Source organism: Pseudomonas sp. CCC3.1 (genome assembly GCF_034347405.1).
GTDB lineage: Bacteria > Pseudomonadota > Gammaproteobacteria > Pseudomonadales > Pseudomonadaceae > Aquipseudomonas.
Window position 1 is genome coordinate 3,451,161 of the sequence record NZ_CP133778.1, and the last position, 23,353, is coordinate 3,474,513.

Below are 23,353 nucleotides of genomic sequence, written 5' to 3' on the forward strand. Positions count from 1 at the left end.
AGCATCGCTGGCAAGCCAGCTCCCACAGGTCTGTGAAGTGAGTCCATTTTGTGGGAGCTGGCTTGCCAGCGATTGCATCAAAACGTGTACTTGCCGTTAAACGACACGTAGTCGCGGTCGGCCATGGTTCGGCCTTGGGCGATGTCTGCCGAACTCAGGTAGGCGACGTAGGTTAAACCCACCTGGAAGTTACCCAGGTATTTGAAGTCGCCACCCAACGTCAGGCGCTTTTCCGCACGGCCCAGTCCTGAGTAGGCGCTGCCATCGATGTTTTGGGTCCAGGTGGCTTTGGTGGTCAGGTCCCAGCCGTCGAACACGCTCGGGTGATCGAAGTACGCGCCAATGCCCAGCAAGCTCGAACCACGGGTCTGGCCGTCATAGACGTATGTGTTGAACGTGCCATCGACTCCCGCCCCGCCGCCCGTAACGGTCAGGTCGTCCACGCCTTGGATCCGCTGGTGCACCACTTCGGTCATGAGGGTGGTTTGTTGTGCCATAAAGGTGGGCCCGATCATGTACACCGCGTTCAGGTTGCCCTGCCACAGCTGGCCACGCGCCGGAGCGCCGTTGCTCAGGTACACCGCCGCGCCATCGCGGTAGCTCAGGTCTCCGGCAAATTGCACGGAGTCACCGGCTTTAGTGGTGAAGCTGACACCGGTCAGTTTGATGTTGTCGAAATAACCCAGTTGATAGCTCGGTCCACCGCCATTGCCGCCCACTTTGTTCAGCGAGGAGTAGTGGGTCTGGCCAGTGAAGTCGAAAAACAGGGACGGCACCCGGTCGTGATAGCGATAGTGGAACAGGCCGATTTCGGTGTTTTGCGTCAGCCGGTAACGCGTCCCTACGCCCCACTCGCCACTGTCGCCCGGTTTGACCGAACCGGCATAGCCCACGGCCTGGCCTGCGGGCAAGCTGTTGACGATACCCGGCGCCAATCGATAGAACTCGGCGCCCGGCCCAAAGGTGTCACTGCCGAAGTAGTCGCCCACCGGGTTGAGCTGGGTTTCTTCCCATTTGTATTGGTAGAAGCCGAGCAAGGCCAGGTCTTCATTGATCGACCACGATCCGGAGACTTGTCCGACCGGCAAATAGGCGTCTTTGGCCTCGGTGCCCGGCACGTTGAATTTGGTGGAGTCGACCGGCGCCTGCCCTTGGCTGATGTTGGGCCAGAACAGGCTCTCGCCCCATGCCACCAGATGCCGCCCGGCCTTGAGCGACAGGTACTGGTCGTCGTTGACGGTGAAGTCGCCATACACGTAGGCATCCAGCAACCGCGCCTTGCTGCCGCTGAGTTTGCGCGTGTCCCGGCTGAAGTCGTTGTAGCTTCCGGTTTTGTTGACGGTATCGGGCGAGTCGTTGTCGTTGCTGCGGTGGTACACCTCGTCATAGAAGTGACTGCCGCGCACTACGGCGCCCAGGTTGTCGTGTTTGAGCATCAGTTCGCCAAACACGCTGACCCGGTTGTTGATCAGCGAGCCGCGCTTGAAGTTACGCGTGGCGTCGTCGTAGTTGATGTTGTTGAGGTACGCGTGATCCGGTTTTTCAGTTCGCATGGAAGCGGTGTAGTTGACGGTCAACGAGGAATCGAGGGTGGTGTTTTCACCCAGTTCAATGGTCGGCGCCGCCAGTGCCAGGCTGCTCAGGCCTGAAAGTAAACCGGTCCCCACAAAACGTGTGCAGTGCTTAAACATGCGATGCTCCTTCTTATTATTTTTTGCAGCCTCCCAGCGCTCTGCGCACAAGCAGGCCCTGTGGCAGATGACGATGGGGGTTGTTGGGCGTTACAGATTTACTTGCCGGCGCGACGTGCGGCTTCCGGACCAAAGTCGCCGGGGGCAAAGCCGCCTTTGTTCAGCACGTAGCCGTTGCGCTGTTCGTTGATCAGGTTGAAGGCCAGGTAACTGCCCGCGTTCAAGTCGTGGTACAGGCCAACACCGGCCTGCCAGGTCTGGGTTTCCGGGGCATAGAAGTAGTTGACCATCGAGGTGCGCCACAGCTCGCCACGGTTGTCGTAGTTGTCACCCATGATCGGGAACCAGGTGTCTTCGTCGATGTACATCGTGCGCTTGGCGTACAGGTGGCGGTTACCGGGCTTGAGCACCCCTTCCAATACCCACACGCGGTGCAGTTCGTAACGCATGTTGTCGGGGTTGATGTGGCCAGGCGTCAGCAAACTTGCGTACTTGAGATCGTTGGCGTGCAGGCGCGCAGTGTTGTACGGGATATACACTTCTTTTTTGCCGACGATGTTCCAGTTATAGCGCTGCGCTGAACCGTTGAAGATGCGCACTTCGTCGACTGTGATTGAGCCGCCGGAGCCCGGAAACGCCATGTCGAAACCATACCCCGGCGACTGCCGGACGCGACGGGTGCCGGGGTCGTAGCGCCAGCTTTGGCGCGGCTCGGTTTTGTCGTTCCAGTATTCGGTGCCGGTGTTGATTTCACCCTTGTCACGCTGGGGCAGCAGGGTTTCGTTGAGGTAGAACGAAGAGTTGCCAGTGGTCTCGCCGATCTTGCCCGGCTCAAGCCCCGGCGCCATGTTGCGCGAGTGCACACGGCCCCAGTTGATGTTGCCGTCCTTGAGCACGTAAGCGTTGTCCGAGGTGTATTCCTCGGTCCAGGCCCGAATGGTAAACAGTGAGGCATTTTTCAGCAGTTCAATGCCGTTTTGCGGGATCGGAAATGCAACCCCGCCAGTGCGTGCCACGACCCCTTCACCTTCGTCGACCAGTTTGGCAATCGAGGCGTTTTCCAGGGTGGCTTTGCACACCGTGTCCGAAAAACGGAAGTCGCGGTGCGACGGGTAAATGGGCATGCGGAAGGTTTGCGGGTAGAGCTTGAACAGGGCTTTTTGCCCTTCGGACACGTGCGCCGAGTATTGATCCAGGTTTTGCGCAGTGATCACAAACAGGGGCTTTTCGTTGGGATACGGGTCGAGCGGATGCTTGCCGGTGCCCTCGAACTTCATACCCGGTGCGGCGCCCAGCCATTGGCCGGTATACGCCGGGATGGTGCCTTGGGCATTGCCTTCTTTTTGCGCGCCGACGCAGGTCAGGTCCTTGCCCAGCCGGGCAATCTGGTCGGCGGGAGCTTGGGCCAGGGTCAGCCCGCTGTAACTGTGCAAAGCCAGAACGACTGACAACCAGCCGCCCATCTGAGTGATATGTCGCATGGGGTTCTCCTTTCTTATGAGTCATGCAGAGATGTCGTGGGATTCGGCGTGACAGCGATGGCAGCACTTCAATGTGCCAGGCTCACCGCGCTGATTTCATCGCGGGCAAGCCCGCTCCCACAGAAGGCAAAGGGGATGACATTGAGACCAGCGGTTTGCCGAGGTTGAACCACGCGGCCAGTGCCGGGAGCAGGAAGATCGCGCCCAGCACATTGACCATAAACATAAAGGCCAGCAGTACGCCCATGTCGGCCTGGAACTTGAGCGGCGCGAAGACCCAGGTGCACACCCCCAGCGACATGGTTACGGCAGTGAACACCGCCGCCGTGCCGCGCTGGCACATGGCGCGATAGAAGGCTTCGCGCAGGTTCTGGCCTTCGGCCATTTCGTGTTCGATGCGCTCGTAGAGGTAGATCCCGTAATCCACGCCCACCCCCACGCCCAAGGCCATGACCGGCAAGGTCGCGACTTTGAGACCGATGCCCAGCAGCGCCATCAGTGCGTTGCACAGCACCGCGACAATCGCCAGCGGCACCAGAATGCACAGCACTGCGCGCACTGAGCGGAAGGTCAGCAAGCAGAACAGCGCGACCGAGAAAAACAACGCAGCCAGCATCACCACTTCGGCCTGTTTGACCGCTTCGTTGGACGCGGCCATCACCCCGATATTGCCGCCCGCCAGTTTGAACGCCACGCCCGGCACCTGGATCGCGGCAATGATGCGCTTGGCCTCACTCAAAACGTGGGCCACGGTGGTGCCTTCGTGGTCGGTCAAAAACACCAGTATCTGCATGTACTGGCAGCCATCGGTCACCAAGCCCGAGTCCGGCGAGTAGGCATAGGCGCCCTGTTGCAAGCCTTGGGCAGAACCCGGAATCGCCGCCCAGCGCGGGTTGCCTTCGTTGTTGCCGGCAATCACTTGCTTGCTCATGCCAGCCACACTTTGTACCGATTGCACGCCGCGCACTTCGCGCATCTTGAAATCGAAGGTCTCGACTGCGCGCATCACTGCCGGGTCAAGGCAGGCTTCGCTGCGATCACTGATGCTCAGGAACACCGACAGCACATCCAGGCCAATCGAGTAATGGCTGATGATCTGCTGGTTGTCCTGGTTGTAGCGCGAGTCAGCGCGCAGTTCCGGGGCGCCGGAACCGATGTCTCCGACTGCCAGCTCCCGTGCTTTGTAAGCGCCCGCTGCCAACAGCAATAAGCTCAACCCGAACACCCAGAGCGCCGGGCCCGGTGTGGCCAGCGCGGACAGGCGCCACCAGAGCGGGTGACGCCGGTCTGCCAGGCGCGCCTGGGCCGTCATCAGCCGTGGCTCCAGTGGCAGGTGGGCGATGATCAGCGGCAGCATGATCTTATTGGTGATGATCATCAGCATCACGCCGATGCAGGCGGTGACGCCGAGTTCATGAACGATGGGAATGTCGATCAGCATGATCACGCCAAACCCCAGCGCGTTCATCAGCAACGCCAGCGCGCCGGGGATGAATATTTTACTGAAGGCCGCTTTCGCGGCGCTGACCGAGTCTCTGCCTGCCAGCACTTCCTGCTTCCAGGCGTTGGTCATTTGTACCGCATGGGACACGCCAATCGAGAAGATCAGGAACGGCACCAGAATCGACATCGGGTCGATCCCCAGCCCCAGCAAGGGCAACAGTCCGAGCAGCCAGATCACCGGGAGCAAAGCGACAAACAGCGCCACCAGGGTCAGGCGCAACGAGCGCGAATATAGCCACAGCAACGCGCCGGTAATCAGGAAGGCGACGGCGAAAAAGCCCATCACCGTGTTCAGTCCTTCGACCACATCGCCCACCAGCTTGGCGAAACCGACGATATTGATCTCGATGTTGTCGTTGCTGTACTTGGCGCGAATGTCTTCAAGGCGCTGGGCGATTTGCACATAGCTCACCGGTTGCCCGGTCTTGGGGTCGGTGTCTTGCAGGTCGGCGCGCACCATTGCCGATTTCAGGTCGTTGGCCAGCAGCCGACCAATCTGCCCGGAGCGCGCTGCATTGCTGCGCACTTGTTGCAAGTCTTCGGGGGTGGCGGCGTATTGCGGCGGCACTACCAGATCGCCGACGTAACCGTCTTCGGTGATTTCGATGTAGCGCACGTTGGGGGTGAACAGCGAGGTCACGCTGGGGCGACTGACGCCCGAGATAAAGAACACATCGTCGGTGACCTGTTGCAGGGTCTGGAGAAACTCGGGGTTGTAGAGGTCGCCCTGGCCTTTCCAATGCACGCTGACCAGCAGGCGATTGGCGCCGGTGAAGATCCGGCTGAAATCCAGAAAGTTGAGCATGTAGGCATGCCGAACCGGGATCTGTTTATTGAAGCCGGGGTCGAGCCGGACATGAGTGGCGCTGTAACCCAGCCCCAGGGTGAGCAGCATAAAGAGGCTCAGCAGCAACGTGCGCCGAGCCATCAACCACTCGGCGCAGCGATTCACGAAGCGCTGTGTCGCGGTGAGCTTAAGCGCGTCGGTCATTTCGACCTCGCACAGCGATTAAAAAGACGACAGCGCCCATGCTCACGATCCCTCGCACACTTTTTATTATTCGTGGCGCGGGTCTGTTCAGCCCGGCCGCGTTATGTGCGACCGATCATCAAGGCCGATCAGGGCGTGTACATCGTCCATTAGGCCTAGGCTGTTTGAGGGGCAAAATACGGAGAGGCATGTGTAGTCGCTGCCGCAGACTGAACATAAGGGCCAAAGAACCTTGGCTAGCTCTTTACAACCATGGGCTGCTGCGCAACCCATCGCGGCCTTCGTCAGCGACTACCGATTTTCGCGGTTCATCTGCAAGCGCTGCAGTTCGCGGCGAACCATGCTTGCGTATTCAGCGGGGCGTAAGGTGTAGAGCTGCCCCGCCACCCAAGTCAGCCAGGCGCTTTTCAGTACGGGCTGTTGGGCAAATAATTCGGCAGCCTTGGCCTGGGCTTGCGCAAGGTACTGCTGATGAAACTCGCTACGCGTGGCTGTCACTCTTTGCTGGCCTTGAACGTGAGTTCACCCTTGGGCCACTTGGCAACTTTGGTGGTCACTGCTTTCAAGGTTTTGCTCAAGCCGCCTTCGAGTTGCTCGTTGGCTGCAAACACCAGCATCACGGTCTGGCCTTCCTTGAAGACAATACCTTCGCCCAAAGGCGAACTGACGTAGGCATAGTCACCGATGCCATACACCGTCATTTTGATTTCACGAAACTTGATGTCCAGCTTGCCGCCTTCACGGCTCGGCATCACCGCGGCGCTGAAATGATCGCCGACCTTTAACTTCAGGCCAGGCTTGTCGTCTACCACCAGCGCTGTTTCGGTGTCGATTTCAGCGATGTAAATACCTTCTGCCGTTTGTTCGGTGACATACACAAAGCGGGACTGGAACATTTTGACCAACCGTGCCCGCAAGTCACCCAACACAAATAATGCATGCATCTCCAAATTGCTGACTGCCAACGAAAAGCCCTCGATATTAAAAAGTTAAACTGCCCGCCAAAAAACAGGCAGCCGAAAAAAAGCCTCAGCCACCAGGTTAAAAACCCGCGTACGACAAGGTGACCTGACTGCTGGAGTCAGGGGTGGCATGTGACATCAAGATAATGGATTTCCGCCTGAACTATCCCGGCAAACAATCGCCAGGGCTTGAAGGAAATTATCCAAGGCTGTGTTCGCGTTGATCGGCTTACACACAGTCGGGCGCGCTATTCTACCGACTCATGCCCGAGGATGGGTATACACATCCGCTGTTCAATTAGGCAAACGGTTTATTTTCTGCCCGATTGCGTCTGTATTCAACAAGGCTTTCGTCGTACCGATGTGTTAACTGCGCCACGAGAGGCCAACTACTGCCATACTTGCGCAAAATTCGGCCTGGCCTATGCCGCCAGGTTGGCTGGACTCTATTACTTGCAAGGGATAGTGACACGTGACTGAATTTGATATTGGCGAGTATTTTATCCGCGGTGACTTCAAAGAAGTCGATGGCGAATTTCAGGCAGTGATCGTGATGCGGCCAAAACCACCCCTGACCAAGCTCACCTACCACCAGGTCGAAAAGGATCGTTGGTTCAAGACCTCAGAGTCAGCAAAAATTGCTGGCATGGAGTCCGCCAAGCAATTGAAAGAAGCCGTCGACGCAGGCGCTCTTAACGTTTAACGGCAATCGTCTCGTTTCCAATTGAGCTAGGCTGGTCTCGAACTCTTTGCGTTCAAAGGTCTCAGATGCACAGACCCGGCCCATTCACTTAAGGAAATGAACATGGACGACACGGCTATCACCCTGCAAAACCTGTTTGAGCAACTGGGATTATCGTCTGACGAAGCTGCGATTACCGCGTTCATTGACTCCAACAGATTGCCTGAAGACGTCAAGTTGGCCGATGCCGACATTTGGACAAAGGCTCAATCCCAATTACTGAAAGAAAAACTTCTGGCTGATGACAATTGGGCCATGGTTATCGACGAATTGAATACGCGCCTGCATCAAGCGTGCTGAGCATGCATTCGCACCGCTGAACGGTTGGCGCTTAGCTGCGCCAGCCAGGCGGCACGACACTCTTCAGCTTCTACGCGACTGGAAAAGGCCGTGCCACGTTGCTCGCCGTTTACCAGCACGACCCAGCAAGCCTTTTTGCCGATAGCGCGCAAGCTTTCAGGGACACCGCTGCCGATCATTACTGCCACATCAACCTGGTTGGTCATGATGCTTACTCCACACATTTAGTTAGCCACCTAACGATGCTGGCTATCTTAGTGGCTAACTGCCTGCGGAAAAAGCTATGTACCGCATAGATGCGTTGCATGACTTGTAACAATCCGCGCGTCCGCTTAAGCCAAGGCTGTCTCATGTTGCTCATAAACCAGGCGCCCACCCTCTTGGGGGCGATTGAAAAAAGCCTGGTCCACCACGCCCTCACCCGCGCCAACTGCGGCGTTCCAGTGTGCCGATTGATGGATGTAACGCTGGCGCAGCAGGCGCTCTTCTTGTGCGGTCAGTGCAATTGCACCTTCACGCACCTGAGCCTGAAGCCTGGCCTCAATGGACTGCAGTTCGTCGGGTAAACCGGCCTCTGCCTCGGCCAATGCCGCGAACGGAACGCCTTGCTCACACGCCAGGCGATGCATGATGCGCAGGTAAACACGCGACAATTGGCCAAACACCCGACGTTGCATATAGACCGCCGCCTGTACCTGCTGCATCGGGTCTTCGCGGCTGGCTTCACGACGTGCAGCGCTGCGCACTTCCAGCAGTCGATCCGGGTCGCTGGGGTCCAGCAGGTCCTTGGCTTGCCATTGCACAAGCTCTGCGGTCGCACTTTGCCAGGCGTGGGTCAAGATAAGCGGCGTGGACGGGCTGACCCGATTGGTCTGCCAGCGGGTCAAAAACACTTGTTCGGTCATTTGCGCCGGGTACCCACCGCCTACGTCTGCATGCACGCCGGGCACGGCGATCTCCATTGGCCACTGCGGGGCGATGCGGCTCAATGAATAATTGCTCCGCTGCTCGTCGCGCGCAGTCAGTTGCACCACGTGTTGCGCGCAGTCAGGGCTGAGATACAGATTTAGACCGGGGTTGATGTCATCGCTGATGTTGCCCAGATCTGCCAGCCCACCCATGGCGGCGACGGTGTCGAACAAACCGATAAAAACGATCACGCACTCAAAATCAGGCGCCAGCGCAAATTGTGATTTAAAAGCAGTGTTATTGATCCGATTGGCAAAGTGCCGGGCCGCCGCCGCTCCGCGACTGAAGCCAAAAATATCCAGTTGCAAACGGCACAAGGTCGATGGCGCCACACCCTGCAAAAAGTGCGTCAGGCACTCAACCAGTTGGCCGTAGGCCTGCTCAGCCTTGCCCAGCACCCCGCTGCTGCCACGCCCGTAACTCTGCGCCGGAAAGCGCGTGTCAGAGCCACCCGTCGTCGTGCCGATGCCACTGATGTAGAGCGAGGTGACCGCGTTGCCATCTGCATCGAATGCCTGTTGCGCAGGGTAATGCTGATGCAGTGCAGCGATATTAGTCGTGACATTGGCGTAGCTGCTGTCAGCGTCAACCTTCAGGCCGCGTGCTTGGCGCGCCAGCCCCTCTGCGCTGTTGAATTGATTGTTGGCCGTTCCATCAAAGAAAACACCAACGCGCAACACGTGCCCTGTGTTGCTTGAATCACCCATGAATTTCACCCTTGATCAAATCGGCCACACGAAAAAGTGCCGCGCAACTATAAGGGTGCTCAACCGAAGCCAGTCACTCAATGTCGGCAACGTGTAAGACAGGGTTTTACAACGAGGAGATGGGCAGCAAGGCGAACGCTTGCAGGGCCCGACAGCTACCAGGACCGCTTGGCGCGGCCCCGGCAAGGTCAAGCACTCAGGCTTGACGCTGGTGCTTGTCGATTTGCTCGTGACGCTCTTGAGCTTCGATGCAGTACTTGGTAGTCGGGCTGATCAGCAGGCGCTTGAGGCCAATCGCGTCACCGCTGTCATCACACCAGCCAAAGTCGTCGGCTCTGATGCGATCCAGCGCTTGTTCCAATTGAGGCAGCATGCGTTGATCACGATCGATGGAGTTCACCAACCAGGTGCGCTCTTCTTCAACCGAAGCGGCGTCCGCAGGATCAGCCGGAGTGTCCAGACTTTCGATCGCAATGCGGTTTTGCTCAATACGTTCGTGAGTCTCAACCTTCATGGCTTGCAACAGCTCAGTGAAAAAAGCCAGTTGCTCGGCATTCATGTAGTCATCCGCCGGCATGGCCAGCAACTTATCCTTTGTCATTGATTTCTCTATAAAAAATACGTGCATTAAGGCGAATTAGGGAGCGTTCTGACCGATCTTCATCCAAACCAGTTAGGTGCCATCTATTTCAAGCGCCACCCGGCACTCAATTTACGAGGGGCGGCAGTCTAAGGCCGACTTATCGAGTCAGCAACTGAAATGACAGCTATTTGTCCAGCAAAACATGGAAAATGACGAAAAGCGGCCTTCACAGGCGTCAGTGGAGTGCGTTTATAGCAAGAAATTCAACGGCGCAGCTGAAATATCGATTCAGCGAACAGGCCCTGAATGGCTGGCCAGGATTTTTTGAACGCCTACGCTGTAGACTGCGCTCGCCAAACTGCTACCTGCCCTGCAAGCGCCATCTCAAGGACGCACTTATGTCAGCCACCGATCAGTCGGCCCAAACGCCAGGGAGCGAACAGACCAGCCCGCCAGTCAATGCCGAGCGGCTGATGCAGCTTATTACCCAGGAGTACGAGAGCCTGCCGCGCCAGCTCAAGCGTATTGCCGGTTATATGAGCCAGCAAAGTGACCGGATCATGGTTGACCGAATCAGTGATATTGCTCGCGAGTGTGAGGTGCACCCTTCGGCCATCGTGCGTTTTTCACAGCGTTTTGGCTTTAGCGGCTTCAGTGAAATGCAAGCGTTGTTTCGTGAGGCGTACACCCACAAGGCAACCCCTGTTCAGAACTATCAGCAGCGTGTTCGCAGCATGATTGCCGACAAATCGCAAAAAGCCAGCGGCGGTGTTCTGGCGCGCGAATGCATTAACGCCACGCTGTCAGGCATTGAGCGGCTGAATCTGGAGTTCGACGAGCAGGCCTTCGAGAAAGCCGTGGACCTGGTGGTCAACGCCGATAACATCTACGTGGTCGGTGTGCGCCGCTCCTTCGCAGTGGCCGATTACCTGGTGTACAACCTGCAGCACACCAACAAGCGGATTCACATGGTTTCGGGGCTCGGCGGCAGCTACCGCGAACAGATGCGCAGCGTACGCGCCAATGACCTGGTCATTGCCATCAGCTTTACCCCGTATGGCAAAGAAACCCAGCACTGCTTGCGCCTCGCCCAGTTACATCAGGCCAAAACCCTGATCATCACCGACAGCACTCTGTCGCCGCTGGCCAAAAAAGCCAACACGGTGTTGCTGGTTAATGAAGGCAGTTCGTTTGCGTTCCGCTCATTAAGCGCAACCCTGTGCCTGTGTCAGGCATTGTTTATAGCCGTGGCCTATCGGCTGGAACTCAAAGTGGACGACATCCACGAGCAAGTCGGCTTTGACGACTAGCCCCATTCGTTGTGCCCTCACCTGCTTGCCACAAAAATACTTCACATTATTACGCCGGTGTATAGATCAGTAAGAATTGGCATCGTCAAAAGTGCGCTTCAAGCCCTATTTATGTGCGACTTAGCCGTGACATGACTCCCGCTGTCTATTCTGAAAAGTCCCACGAATCTCTCCGTAATTCTTATCGTTACTTACGCTCTGCCTGACAATACTGCGCGGTTTACGCGCTTTACAATTGCTCGCAAAAATCTCAGATCCCAAGCCAAGTAAATAATCGATATGTCACTGCTTGTATCACCACGCAGATGATGCTGAACCAGTTGTCTGCATCGCTAGATATTCAATAGGCTTTCTATAGGGGCACGACGTGATGAATTATTCCTTGTTTGCTAACAAGCCGGTACTTGAGCACAGCCTGCCAATCGCAGCTGTGGCAGGTGATTACGACCGTGAAACATGCCTTCCCGAATTGGGCCCGCTGATCAGACTGCGCGATGCCCTGCTGCTGCTGAAGCTGCCATTGGCCAACAGTGGCGAATTGCGCACCCCCATTGAACGGCGGCTGTTGAGCAATGACGTTTATGAACGCGTGCTGGGCAAACTGACTGCGGACATACCGAACACGACTCCGACACGTGCACAGGTTCACTCATCAAAAACTGCACAGCCTTTAAATCAAATTAAATGCAGTTAACCATCATTATTATGAATTTGCGGACTGTATTGGAGCTGGGCACACTGCACACGTTCCTCCCCCAATGAAGGAACACTTTCAAGGGCTTGCCGGGAAACCCGCACAGCCCTTTTTTTATCTCTTCGTTGTCCAAAACCGGATTCTCCCACCATGCAAAACCGCTGGATCAGCCGCTTGTTGCCTGCGGCCACGAACACCCGTCCCACAGAATGGAGTCGCGCTGCGATTGGCGTATCACTGGGCACACTGCTGTGCGTCTGGGTGTGCAGTGTGTTCTTTGGCCTGCCCGTAGCCATGCATTTGATTGGCCCTTTGGGGGCATCCGCCATTTTGCTGTTTGCCGTGTCATCGGGAGCGCTGGCGCAACCCTGGTCGATTGTCGGCGGCTATCTGTGCGCAACCGTTGTGTCATTGGGCGTGGTGCACTTTTTTGGCCGCAACCTGGACAGCGCGTGCCTGGCCGTAGGCTTGGCACTGGTGATCATGTGCCTGCTGCGCTGTCTGCATCCGCCAGCCGGTGCGCTGGCCTTGCTGGTGGTACTGGCTGATCCGGACAGCGCGCGCCTGGGCTGGGGCATGCTCGCCCCGGTAATGCTCAGCGCCGTGTGCATGGTGCTGAGCGCCTTGGCCTACAACAACCTGACGCGGGTGCGTTACCCGAAAAAAATCGCCGAGCCGATCCCGGCCATAGTGGAACCGCACGTTACGGGCGACCCTGGAATTACTGCCGAAGACCTGCAAAAAGCCCTTGAGCAAATGGACGCATTTATCGACGTCACCCCCGAAGACCTCGAAGCCCTGGTGCGTGCCAGCGAGCACAACGCACGTCGACGCAGCGTCGGTGAAGTGTTCGACCAAGCCCGTTAACGCCGCCATCACAACGCCGCACGGAAGATCCTGCTAGGGTTATTTCTGCAGGGTCCGGGCGGCCGCTGCTGCACTGCACTTGATCGTCCGGGCTCACAGGGTACTTGGCTTGCGTGGGCAAGTGCCCTGAGTCCAGTCAACAGACCGTGATCAAGGCTCGCAATGCTCAAAACCATTGAAACTGAAATTTCAAAACATGCCGCCCCCCCTGCGCTGCAAGCCGAATTTGCTCAACATGATTTTGAAAAACTGCGCAATTTTTGCCGTTTGACCTACGCGGCCAGCATCTTCATCTGGTTGTTATTTGACTTAATCATCAGCACCAAGGGAGGCCAAGGCTTCACCGGTCTGTCCATGCTGTTTATGGGCACGATGGTGACGATCACCCTCATCCTGGGGTTTATCCGCAATTATCGGCACTTCGACGTGCTGAACGTTATTTTCGTCGCCGTGATTACCCTGGGCATCCGCCTGATCATCATGGGCTTGCCTCAGGACTCGCAACCGGTCTGGCTGGTACTGGCTACCGCCAGCATCCTCTACAGTGCTTCGATCTTGCCATTGAGCCGCTGGGCATTTCTCACCAGTGCAGTCATTGCGGGACTCATGCTTAACCCCTTTGGGTTGACCTTTGTTTCGGTCATGGACCTGCGGGGCACCATGATCCTGTGCTATTACGCCTTTCTCAGCAGTTTAACGATTTACAGCTTTTTCAAACTGCGCCGGGTCAAGCTGTACAACTACACCATGTCCAAATTACTGGTGAACCAGGCGTACATCGACGCGTTGACCGAGATTCCCAACCGGCGGTCGTTCATGACCCGGGCGGGTAGCGTATTGCGCGCTCAGCCTCGGGAACACGACCATTACCTGGCAATGATCGACATCGACAACTTCAAGAAAATCAACGATCGGTTTGGACATGACATTGGCGATGAAGTGCTCAAGCGCACGGCGTCCAGCATCAAGGCGGTGATGACTGACCATGAGTACGCGCGCCTGGGCGGCGAGGAGTTTGCGGTGTACGTGTCGGGGGTACGGCGTGCCGACGTAGACGCATTGATGGACACGCTCTGTCGTCGAGTGCGTGAAGACCCGCATGAGCACCCGGTGACCATCAGCATCGGTCTGGCGCGGGTTGAAGGCCATGACACGCTGAACCAGGCGCTGGCCAATGCAGACAAGGCGCTATATGTGTCCAAGAACAGTGGCAAAGACAGGTTTACGTTTTATGCGCAGGATATGGGTGCTTGAGGAGCGCAGCTGCGATCTGCCTGTGTAGCCGCTGAGGAGCGAAGCGAGGCTGCGATCGAGGACGCAGTCCTCGCAAATCCTGACATGTCGATGCGCCTGATCCACCGAGTCGTCTGGTTTAGCGGCTGCTTCGTCGCAGTGGCGCACCATTCCGATCGCAGCCTCGCTGCGCTCCTCAGCGACTACAGGGCTTTATTGATCTGAAATCAACGCTCACTCAAGTCGGTATTCCCATCCCATCCCCCGCCCAACGCGGCAATCAGCTGCACGCTGGCGATCAATCGGCTTTGCAGCAGGTTCAGTACGCTGCGCTCAGTACTCAATGCTGTGGTTTGCACGCTCACCACGTCCAGATAGGCAATCAATCCAGCCTTGTACTGGTTAGTGGTCAGGCGCAATGACTCACGCGCCGATTCCAGCGCCTGTTCTTGCACCACGGTTTCATCCCCGAGCACTTTCAACTGCACCTTGTAGTTTTCCACTTCGCGGAATCCATCCAGCACGGTCTGGCGATATTTGGCCACGGTCTGGTCATACACCGCTTCGTTTCGATCAACTTCGGCCGAACGCTGGCCCCCATCGAACAAGGGTAAGGAGATTTTCGGCCCCACCGACCAGAATCGGTTCGGCACGCTGATCCAGTCCTGGTACTGGCTGCTGCTGTATCCGCCCGACAGGCTCAGGCTAAAGTCCGGGTAGTACGCCGCCTTGGCCACGCCGATGTTGGCGTTGGCGGCCATGATAGAGCGCTCCGCCGAGGCGATGTCCGGGCGACGTTCCAGCAGTTGTGATGGCACGCTGACCGGAATTTCAGGCAGTTTGGGAATGTCTTTAATTTCTGCCAGTTTGAAGCCCGAAGGCACCTGCCCCGTCAGTACGGCGATGGCGTTTTCGAATTGTGCCCGCTGCCAGATCAGGTCGATCAGGCTGGCCTGGGTATTACGCAATTGGGTTTGCGCTTGCGCCACGGCGTCTTTGCCGGAGATACCCGCACGGTACTGGTTTTCGCTCATTTTCAACGAGCGCTGATACGCCTCGACGGTCGCTTCCAGCAAGCGTTTTTGTTCATCGATCACCCGCAGTTGCAGGTAGTTCTGCACCAGTTCCGATTGCTGGCTCAGGCGCATCGCGGCAAGGTCGGCAAAGCTGGCTTCGGCGCTGGCTTCGTTGGCTTCAAGTCCACGACGCAATTTACCCCAGATATCGGCCTCCCAACTCACCCCGACCTGCGCGTTCAGGGTGTCGCGGATCCCGCTGCTGGAGCTGGTCAGGCTGGAGCTGGAGCTGCCCGTGCCCTGGCTGGAGCGGGTTTTGCCAACGCTCAAGTCTGCGCTCGGCAAGAACGCTGCCCGTGCATTGCGCACCAATGCCTGCGCCTGACGAAACTGGGCTTCTGATTGCGCAACGCTCTGGTTGTTGCTGTTGAGTTGTGCCACCAGCGCATTGAGCTGCTGATCGCCGTACAACTCCCACCAGGCACCACGCGCCAGCGCATCACTCGGGTTGGCCTGGGTCCAGCCCTGCACTTCTTGGAATGGCTGCGGCGCTGTCAGCGCAGGGCGCTGATAGTCCGGCCCCACCGCACAGGCGCTGAGCAACATCCCGCTCAGCACCAGGCCCAGCAGGCGCGAGCCGCGGGCAAGCGCCCAACGTTGGGACGACAGTGCCGGGGCAAGGTTAAGCAAACGAGAAGTCATAGCGGAGTTTCCAGAGCAGCATCAGTACGCACGCCACGCCATTTGTTGAAACGATGGCGTGCACGGTCGAGATAGAGGTAGACCACCGGGGTGGTGTAAAGGGTCAGGATCTGGCTGAAAATCAACCCACCAATGATGGTCAGGCCCAGCGGCTGACGCATTTCGGCACCTTCGGCATGGCTCAACATCAACGGCAAGGCCCCCAGAATGGCCGCCAGGGTGGTCATCAGAATCGGCCGCAGACGCTGCAAGCACGCACTGCGAATCGAATCCTGCGGGCTCATTCCCGAATGCCGCTCCAGCTGCAGCGCAAGGTCGATCATCAAAATCGCGTTTTTCTTCACCACGCCGATCAGCAGGAACAGCCCCAGCAAGGAGATCAGGCTGAACTCGCCCCCCGTGAGGTAGATGCTCAACAGCGCGCCAACCCCCGCCGATGGCAAGGTCGACAGGATCGTCAGCGGGTGGATGTAACTCTCGTAGAGAATGCCCAGCACCAGATACACCGCGACCAACGCACCGAGGATCATGAACGGCTGGCTTTTCTGGGTGGCGGCAAACGCGTCGCCCGTACCGGCCATTTTCGCGATGACGTCTTCGGGCAGGCCGAGCTTGGCAATGGCCCGTTCAATGGCAGCGGTGCCCTGCTCCAGCGACACGCCAGGGGCCATGTCAAAGGAGATACTCTGGGACGCAAACTGGCCTTCATGCTCGACGCGGTCGTCCTGCAAGCTGTTCTCGTAGTGAGCGATGGCGGATAACGGAATCCGTTGCCCGTCGGCCCCAATGACGTACACCTGATTCAGGGTCTCGGGGTCCTGGGCGTATTTGGGGTTGACCTCCATGACCACCTGATACTGGTTCAGGCTGTCGTAGATGGTCGAGATCTGCCGCTGGCTGTAGGCGTTGTTCAGCACGGCCGTGACCATGTCCATATCGACCCCGAGGCGTTTGGCCTGATCACGGTCAACCACCAGTGTCACTTGCTGCGCGCCCCGCCCTTCACGGGCATCGATCGCCGTCAGTTCGGGCAGCGCCTTAAAGGCCGCCACGACTTTCGGATACCAGGTGCGCAGTTCGCCCAGATCACCACTTTGCAGGATGTAGGAATACTGCGAGCTGGTTTGCTCACGGCCGCCGCCAAACTGCAAATCCTGGTCAGCCATCAGCATCAGGCGCCCACCGGGCACTTTGGGCATGCTGTCACGCAAGCGCTCAATGACTTTTTGTGCCGACAGCTTGCGCTCGGAGATCGGTTTGAGGCGCACGATCATCACTGCGTTGTTGGTACCGCCGTTACCGCCGATAAAACCCGCCACGCTGTCCACCGCCGGGTCGGCCAGTATCGCCTTGCGGAAGATCTCCATCTTGGGCTGCATCACGCTGAACGACAGGCCGTCATCGCCGCGCACAAAGCCAATCAGTTGCCCGGTGTCTTGTTGCGGCATAAAGGTTTTCGGCACCACCACGTACAACGCCACGTTAACGCCGATGGTCACCAGCAGGCTGAGCAGGGTCAGGCGCTTGTGGCGCAAGACCCAGTCCAGGCTGCGCGCATAGCCGTGAACCATGCGCTCGTTAAGCCGCATGCTCCAGCGCTGCATGGCGTTTTCAGTACCCGGCACATGAGGTTTGAGCCAGCGTGCGCAGAGCATCGGGGTCAGGGTCAGCGACACCACCAGCGACACCACAATCGAGGCCGCCAGGGTGATCGAGAATTCGCGAAACAGGCTTTCGATAATCCCGCCCATAAACAGGATCGACAAAAACACCGCCACCAGCGAGACGTTCATCGAGAGCAAGGTAAAACCGACTTCCTTGGCCCCCAGATACGCCGCTTTCATCGGCGCAATCCCGGCGTCGATATGACGCGAGATGTTTTCCAGCACCACGATGGCGTCGTCCACCACCAGCCCGGTGGCCAGAATCAGCGCCATCAACGACAGGTTATTCAGCGAGAAACCGTACAGGTACATGATGGCAAAGGTGCCCACCAGCGACACCGGCACCGCCAGGGTCGGGATCAGCGAGGCACGCAAGTTACCGAGAAACAGGAACACCACCAAAATCACCAGCGCCACAGCAATCAGCAAGGTCATTTCGGCTTCGTGCAAGGTGGCCTTGATCACCGGCGAGCGGTCCATGGCCAGGTTCAGTTTGACACTGGCTGGTAGCACCGCTTGCAACGCGGGCAACTGGGCCTTGATCGCGTTCACGGTCTGGATGATGTTGGCCCCGGCCTGGCGGTTGACCACCAGCAAAACTGCCGCGTCGTTGTTGAAGAAACCGCTGTTGTAACGGTCCTCAACGCTGTCCTGGACCTTGGCCACATGGCTCAGGCGCAGGGCCGCTCCATCCTGATAACGAATGATCAGCGACTCGTAGTCCTTGGCCTTTTCCAGTTGGTCGTTGGCTTGAATCTGCCAATTGCGATCACCGTCCGACACCGCGCCCTTGGGGCGGCGCACGTTGGCGTTGGCAACGGTGTTGCGGACATCGTCCAGCGCCACGCCGTACTGGTTGAGCAGTTGCGGCTCCAGTTCGATACGCACCGCGGGCAACGAACTGCCACCAATTTGCACTTCGCCCACTCCCGGTACCTGCGACAGGCTTTGCGAGAGGATGGTCGAGGCCAGGTCATACAGCTCGCCCTTGGCCAGTACGTCGGAGGTCAGTGACAGCACCATGATCGGCGCTTGCGACGGGTTGACCTTTTTATAGGTCGGCATACTGCGCATGCCACTGGGCAGCAAGTTGCGCGACGCGTTGATCGCGGCCTGCACTTCGCGCGCCGCGCCGTTGATGTCGCGGTCCTGATCGAATTGCAGAATCACCCGCGTCGAGCCTTGGCTTGAGCGGCTGCTCATGGTGTTGACCCCGGCAATCGCGCCGAAAGAGCGCTCCAGCGGCGTGGCCACGGTAGACGCCATGACCTCGGGGCTGGCCCCCGGCAAACTGGCCGACACCACAATGACCGGGAAGTCCATTTGCGGCAGCGGCGACACTGGCAACAAACCAAAGCTCACCCCGCCCAGCAACATGATTGCCAGGCTCAGGAGCATGGTCGCGACCGGGCGTTTAATGAACGGGCCGGACAGGTTCATACCGATGCCTGCTCAGCCGTCGCCTTGTCACCCCGCCAGCGGCGGCCCAGGCGGTCGAAGTACAGGTAGATCACCGGGGTCGTAAACAAGGTCAATACCTGACTCACCAGCAAGCCGCCAACCATCACCAGACCCAGCGGTTGGCGCAGTTCGGCCCCGGAGCCTGTCGCCAGCATCAGCGGCACGGCACCAAACAACGCCGCCAATGTGGTCATCAGAATCGGGCGAAAACGCAGCAGCGCCGCCTGATAAATAGCGTCTTGCGGGGCCATGCCCTGGTTGCGCTCAGCGTCGAGGGCGAAGTCGATCATCATGATCGCGTTTTTCTTCACGATGCCGATCAGCAAGATGATGCCGATGATCGCGATCATCCCCAGGTCATTGCCGCTGAGAATCAGCGCCAGCAGCGCGCCGACCGCGGCCGAGGGCAAGGTCGACAGGATGGTGATCGGGTGGATGTAGCTCTCGTAGAGCACGCCCAGCACGATGTACATGGTCACCACTGCCGCCAGAATCAGCAGCAAGGTGCTCGACAACGAAGCCTGAAACGCCTGGGCGGCGCCCTGGAACTCGGTTTGCACGCCCACCGGCATGCCGATGTCTTTTTGCACCTGATCGATCAACTCGACCGCTTGCCCGAGGGCAACGCCCGGCGCCAGGTTGAACGAGACCATCACTGACGGGAACTGACCGATGTGAGAAATGGACAACTGCGATTGACGCTCTTCAACCTTGGCCAGGCTGGACAGGCGAACCTGGCCGCCATCGGTGGTTTTGACGTGAATCTGATCCAGCGCCTGCGGGCCGATTTTCTCGCCATCTTTGGCCTGCAATACCACACGGTACTGGCTGGCCTGGGTGTAGATGGTCGAAATCTGCCGCTGGCCGAAGGCGTCGTACAGGGCATCGGTGATGTTGGCCACCGATACGCCCAAGCGCGATGCCGCGTCGCGGTCGATGACCAGGAACACCTGCAAACCTTTGTCTTGCAGGTCGCTGGCCACATCGCTCAGTTGCGGCTGGTTGCGCAACGCGGTCACCAGTTTATCGCTCCAGGTACTGAGCAACTCGGCATCCGGCGACGACAAACTGAACTGGTACTGGGTGCGGCTCACGCGGTCTTCGATGGTCAAGTCTTGCACGGGCTGCATAAACAGCCGGATCCCGACCAGTTTGTCCAGTTGCGGCTGCAAGCGCGCAATCACTTCAGAAGCACTCTCGTGGCGCTCGCTGTGGGGCTTGAGGTTGATCAGCATGCGTCCGCTGTTGAGCGTGGCGTTATCACCGTCGACACCAATGTAGGAAGACAGGCTTTCAACATCCGGGTCTTGCAGGATGATTTTGCCCAGCTCTTGCTGACGCTGGCTCATGGCGCTGAACGAGATCGACTGCGGCGCTTCGGAAATCCCCTGAATCACACCCGTGTCCTGCACCGGGAAGAAGCCCTTGGGCACCACCATGTACAGAAATACGGTAAGTGCCAACGTGCCAATGGCCACCAGCAAGGTCAGCGGCTGATGTTTGAGCACCCACTGCAACATGCGGCCGTATTCGACAATCATCCAGTCAATAAAAGCGCCGCTGGCCCGGTAGAAACGACCCTGCTCTTCTGGCTTGGGCTCCGCTTTGAGCAAACGGGCACACATCATCGGCGTCAGCGTCAGCGATACGACCAGCGAGATCAGGATGGCCACCGCCAGGGTGATCGCAAACTCGCGGAACAGACGCCCCACCACGTCCGCCATAAACAGCAGCGGGATCAACACCGCAATCAGCGACAGGGTCAGCGAGATCAAGGTAAAACCGATTTGCTTGGCGCCCTTGAGCGCAGCCTGCATCGGGCTGTCGCCCTCTTCGATATAGCGCGAAATGTTTTCCAGCATGACGATGGCGTCATCGACCACAAAACCAGTGGCGATGGTCAGGGCCATCAGCGTCAGGTTGTTGATCGAAAAGCCGGCCAGGTACATCACGCCGAAGGTACCGATCAGCGACAACGGCACAGCAACCGAAGGAATAATCGTGGCGCTGGCACGGCGCAGGAACAGGAACGTCACCATCACCACCAACGCGATGGCGATCAGCAATTCATGCTGCACATCGCGCACCGAAGCCCGAATGGTTTGCGTGCGGTCCGTCAGCACAGTGACGTCGATACCTGCGGGCAGGTTGTCGGTGATGCTCGGCAACAGCGCCTTGATCCGGTCCACCACTTCAATCACGTTGGCCCCGGGTTGACGCTGAATGTTCAGTAATACCGCCTGATTTTCATTGGCCCAGGCCGCAAGGCGCTCGTTCTCGGCCCCGTCGACAATTTCGGCCACGTCTTTGAGTCGCAGCGGCGCACCATTGTTGTAGGCCAGGATCAGCTCCGCGTATTCCTGCGGGGTTTTCAACTGGTCGTTGGCATCGAGCATCGACACCCGGGTCGGGCCGTCAAAGTTGCCCTTGGGCTGATTGACGTTGGACGCGCCGATCAGGGTGCGCACATCCGCCAGGTTCAAGCCATTGGCGGCCAGCGCCTCGGGGTTGACCTTGATCCGCACCGCCTGGCGCTGACCACCGGCGATGCTGACCATGCCGACGCCACTGATCTGGGCAATTTTTTGCGCCATGCGCGTGTCGACCAAGTCATTGAGCTTGGGCAGCAACATGGTTTTAGAGGTAATCGCCAGCGTCAGCACCGGGGTATCGGCCGGGTTGACCTTGTTGTACACCGGGGGCGCAGGCAAATCCTTGGGCAACAGGTTAGTCGCGGCATTGATCGCGGCCTGAACCTGCTGCTCGGCGACATCCATATTAATGTCGAGGTTGAAGCGCAAGGTCAGCACCGAAGCGCCGCCAGAACTGGTCGAGGCCATTTGCGTCAGGCCGGGCATTTGCCCGAACTGGCGCTCAAGCGGCGCCGTCACTGCGCTGGTCATGACATCCGGGCTGGCGCCGGGGTACAGCGTCATCACGCGGATCGTCGGGTAATCGACCTGAGGCAAGGCTGACACTGGCAGCATGCGATAGGCAATGATCCCGGACAACACGATGGCCAGCATGCACAGCGTGGTTGCGACCGGGCGCAGGATAAACAGCCGCGACAGATTCATTCGTGCGCCTTGCCCTTGGCCTTGTCAGCAGCTGGATCGGCATCCGCGTCCGGGCCATCGTCCAGTTGTTCAGCCGCTGTTACTGGCACCTCGGCGCTGTCATTCACCACTTCAACCGCACCGCCATCACGCAGACGGTCCGTGCCTTCAAGCACCACGCGATCACCGGCCTCAAGGCCTTCCTCAATCACGCTCAGATCGCCATCGGTGGCACCGACTTTAATCGTGCGCATCTTGACCTTTTTATCGCCATCCATTGCATAGACGAACGAGCCATTGGTGCCGTACTGAATCGCCGGGGTCGGGGCCAGGACCACGTTTTTCAGCGTGTCGGCCAGCAGGTGCACATTGACGAACTGGTTTGGGAACAGCGCCTGATCGCGGTTCTCAAACAGCGCCTTGAACTTCAGGGTGCCAGTGGTGACATCAATCTGGTTATCGATGCTGCTCAACACGCCCACGGCCAACTCTTTGCGATCACCACGGTCCCAGGCTTGCACCGGCAACTTGGCGCCGCTGCGATAACGTTCCAGCACCAAGGCCAAATTGTTTTCCGGCAGGGTGAAGCTGACCACAATCGGCTCGGTCTGAGTGATCACCACCAGCGCTGTGGTGTCATTGGCCGCGACCAGGTTGCCGACGTCCAGTTGACGCAAGCCCACACGCCCCGTGATCGGGGCACGAATCTTGGTGAACTCAAGGTTGAGCTTGGCGTCATTGACGGCCGCCTGATTGGTTTTGACCGTGCCCTGATATTGGCTGACCAACGCTTCGGCGGTATCCAGGGTTTGCTTGGCGATACTGTCTTCGGCGTACAGACCGCGGTAACGCTGCACATCGACCTGAGCATTTTTCAGTTGGGCCTGATTCTGCAACAGCGTGCCTTCAGCCTGGAGCAATGCGTTTTGATAACTGCGCGGGTCAATTTCAGCCAGCAGCTCACCGGCTTTGACCATTTGCCCTTCTTTGAAATACACCTTCACCAACTCGCCTGCCACGCGGCTGCGTACATTGATCGTGTTCAGGGCCGTGACCGTGCCCAACGCTTTAAAGAAAATGGGGAAATCACCCCGCGTCACCTCTCCGACCCGAACCGGCACCGCCTGAGTTGAGCCACCAAAGCCAGGACGCATCGCTCCCGTGCGGCTGGTGTGCCCCGGAGGTTGTGCGGTCTGGGCCTTTTTCGCCGCTGACGGCCACAGCCACCAGCTCACGCCAACAACGATCAGCAGAACCAGCAGGCCAACCAGCCAGCGACGAGATGTGTGGAAAACAGAGGATTGCATTGAGTGATCAACCAGTTGGGCGCGTGCGCTTATTTTCAGGAGTCTGAAAGATAAGCAGTGCAGACGGTTATGAAAAGGCTCTTTACCGGGTATTTACGTTATAGAGGTGTCAAG

Annotated in this window: 18 protein-coding genes; 6 read left to right on the forward strand and 12 right to left on the reverse strand. The window is 58.1% G+C overall.

The features are described from left to right. Nucleotides 1–77: 77 nt before the first annotated feature. From RHM56_RS15195 to RHM56_RS15215, 5 genes are all read right to left on the reverse strand, one after another. Nucleotides 78–1,691, reverse strand: coding sequence for a DUF1302 domain-containing protein (locus RHM56_RS15195; protein WP_322233464.1), 1,614 nt, complete (start codon nucleotides 1,689–1,691; stop codon nucleotides 78–80). 98 nt (nucleotides 1,692–1,789) lie between these two features. After that, nucleotides 1,790–3,172 (reverse strand): DUF1329 domain-containing protein, encoded by a 1,383-nt coding sequence (locus RHM56_RS15200; protein ID WP_322233466.1) that lies wholly within the window; start codon nucleotides 3,170–3,172, stop codon nucleotides 1,790–1,792. Nucleotides 3,173–3,254: 82 nt separating this feature from the next. Next, entirely contained in the window at nucleotides 3,255–5,666 is a 2,412-nt protein-coding gene (locus tag RHM56_RS15205; RefSeq protein ID WP_322233468.1) for an efflux RND transporter permease subunit, read from the reverse strand. A 291-nt stretch (nucleotides 5,667–5,957) separates the two neighbouring features. Then, a complete protein-coding gene (locus RHM56_RS15210) occupies nucleotides 5,958–6,164 on the reverse strand; it encodes a hypothetical protein (protein ID WP_322233470.1) in 207 nt (68 codons plus the stop codon). Next, nucleotides 6,161–6,631 (reverse strand): hypothetical protein, encoded by a 471-nt coding sequence (locus RHM56_RS15215; protein WP_322233472.1) that lies wholly within the window; start codon nucleotides 6,629–6,631, stop codon nucleotides 6,161–6,163. Before RHM56_RS15215 ends, RHM56_RS15210 begins: the two co-directional genes overlap by 4 nt. Before the next feature lie 469 nt (nucleotides 6,632–7,100). On the opposite strand from RHM56_RS15215, the gene RHM56_RS15220 reads away from it, so the two are divergent. Continuing rightward, entirely contained in the window at nucleotides 7,101–7,331 is a 231-nt protein-coding gene (locus RHM56_RS15220; protein ID WP_322233474.1) for a hypothetical protein, read from the forward strand. 102 nt (nucleotides 7,332–7,433) lie between these two features. Continuing rightward, nucleotides 7,434–7,670, forward strand: a complete 237-nt coding sequence (locus RHM56_RS15225) for a DUF2789 family protein (RefSeq protein ID WP_322233476.1) — start codon at nucleotides 7,434–7,436, stop codon at nucleotides 7,668–7,670. On the opposite strand, the gene RHM56_RS15230 is transcribed toward RHM56_RS15225, so the two are convergent. From RHM56_RS15230 to RHM56_RS15240, 3 genes are all read right to left on the reverse strand, one after another. After that, on the reverse strand, nucleotides 7,658–7,876 hold the full coding sequence (locus RHM56_RS15230) for a hypothetical protein (RefSeq protein WP_322233478.1): 219 nt from the start codon (nucleotides 7,874–7,876) through the stop codon (nucleotides 7,658–7,660). The two genes, RHM56_RS15225 and RHM56_RS15230, sit on opposite strands and share 13 nt — an antisense overlap. A 126-nt stretch (nucleotides 7,877–8,002) precedes the next feature. Continuing rightward, on the reverse strand, nucleotides 8,003–9,346 hold the full coding sequence (locus RHM56_RS15235; protein WP_322233480.1) for a DUF2235 domain-containing protein: 1,344 nt from the start codon (nucleotides 9,344–9,346) through the stop codon (nucleotides 8,003–8,005). A gap of 196 nt (nucleotides 9,347–9,542) precedes the next feature. Further along, on the reverse strand, nucleotides 9,543–9,947 hold the full coding sequence (locus tag RHM56_RS15240; protein ID WP_322233482.1) for a TraR/DksA family transcriptional regulator: 405 nt from the start codon (nucleotides 9,945–9,947) through the stop codon (nucleotides 9,543–9,545). Between the two features lie 380 nt (nucleotides 9,948–10,327). Here RHM56_RS15240 and RHM56_RS15245 point away from each other — a divergent pair, with 380 nt between their 5' ends. From RHM56_RS15245 to RHM56_RS15260, 4 genes are all read left to right on the forward strand, one after another. Continuing rightward, nucleotides 10,328–11,239, forward strand: coding sequence for a MurR/RpiR family transcriptional regulator (locus RHM56_RS15245; RefSeq protein ID WP_322233484.1), 912 nt, complete (start codon nucleotides 10,328–10,330; stop codon nucleotides 11,237–11,239). A 370-nt stretch (nucleotides 11,240–11,609) separates the two neighbouring features. After that, nucleotides 11,610–11,933, forward strand: coding sequence for a hypothetical protein (locus tag RHM56_RS15250; RefSeq protein WP_322233485.1), 324 nt, complete (start codon nucleotides 11,610–11,612; stop codon nucleotides 11,931–11,933). Nucleotides 11,934–12,083: 150 nt separating this feature from the next. After that, entirely contained in the window at nucleotides 12,084–12,800 is a 717-nt protein-coding gene (locus RHM56_RS15255) for an HPP family protein (protein ID WP_322233488.1), read from the forward strand. A gap of 162 nt (nucleotides 12,801–12,962) precedes the next feature. Continuing rightward, nucleotides 12,963–14,054, forward strand: coding sequence for a GGDEF domain-containing protein (locus RHM56_RS15260; RefSeq protein WP_322233490.1), 1,092 nt, complete (start codon nucleotides 12,963–12,965; stop codon nucleotides 14,052–14,054). 206 nt (nucleotides 14,055–14,260) lie between these two features. Here RHM56_RS15260 and RHM56_RS15265 read toward each other — a convergent pair whose 3' ends face one another. The 4 genes from RHM56_RS15265 to RHM56_RS15280 are packed head-to-tail and all read right to left on the reverse strand — an operon-like array spanning nucleotide 14,261 to nucleotide 23,239. After that, nucleotides 14,261–15,751, reverse strand: a complete 1,491-nt coding sequence (locus tag RHM56_RS15265) for an efflux transporter outer membrane subunit (RefSeq protein WP_322233492.1) — start codon at nucleotides 15,749–15,751, stop codon at nucleotides 14,261–14,263. Then, nucleotides 15,748–18,855, reverse strand: a complete 3,108-nt coding sequence (locus tag RHM56_RS15270; protein WP_322233494.1) for an efflux RND transporter permease subunit — start codon at nucleotides 18,853–18,855, stop codon at nucleotides 15,748–15,750. The genes RHM56_RS15265 and RHM56_RS15270 overlap by 4 nt, the downstream gene beginning before the upstream one ends. Next, on the reverse strand, nucleotides 18,852–21,953 hold the full coding sequence (locus RHM56_RS15275) for an MdtB/MuxB family multidrug efflux RND transporter permease subunit (RefSeq protein WP_322233496.1): 3,102 nt from the start codon (nucleotides 21,951–21,953) through the stop codon (nucleotides 18,852–18,854). Before RHM56_RS15275 ends, RHM56_RS15270 begins: the two co-directional genes overlap by 4 nt. Beyond that, a complete protein-coding gene (locus tag RHM56_RS15280; protein ID WP_322233498.1) occupies nucleotides 21,950–23,239 on the reverse strand; it encodes an MdtA/MuxA family multidrug efflux RND transporter periplasmic adaptor subunit in 1,290 nt (429 codons plus the stop codon). The genes RHM56_RS15275 and RHM56_RS15280 overlap by 4 nt, the downstream gene beginning before the upstream one ends. Between the last annotated feature and the right edge of the window lie 114 nt (nucleotides 23,240–23,353).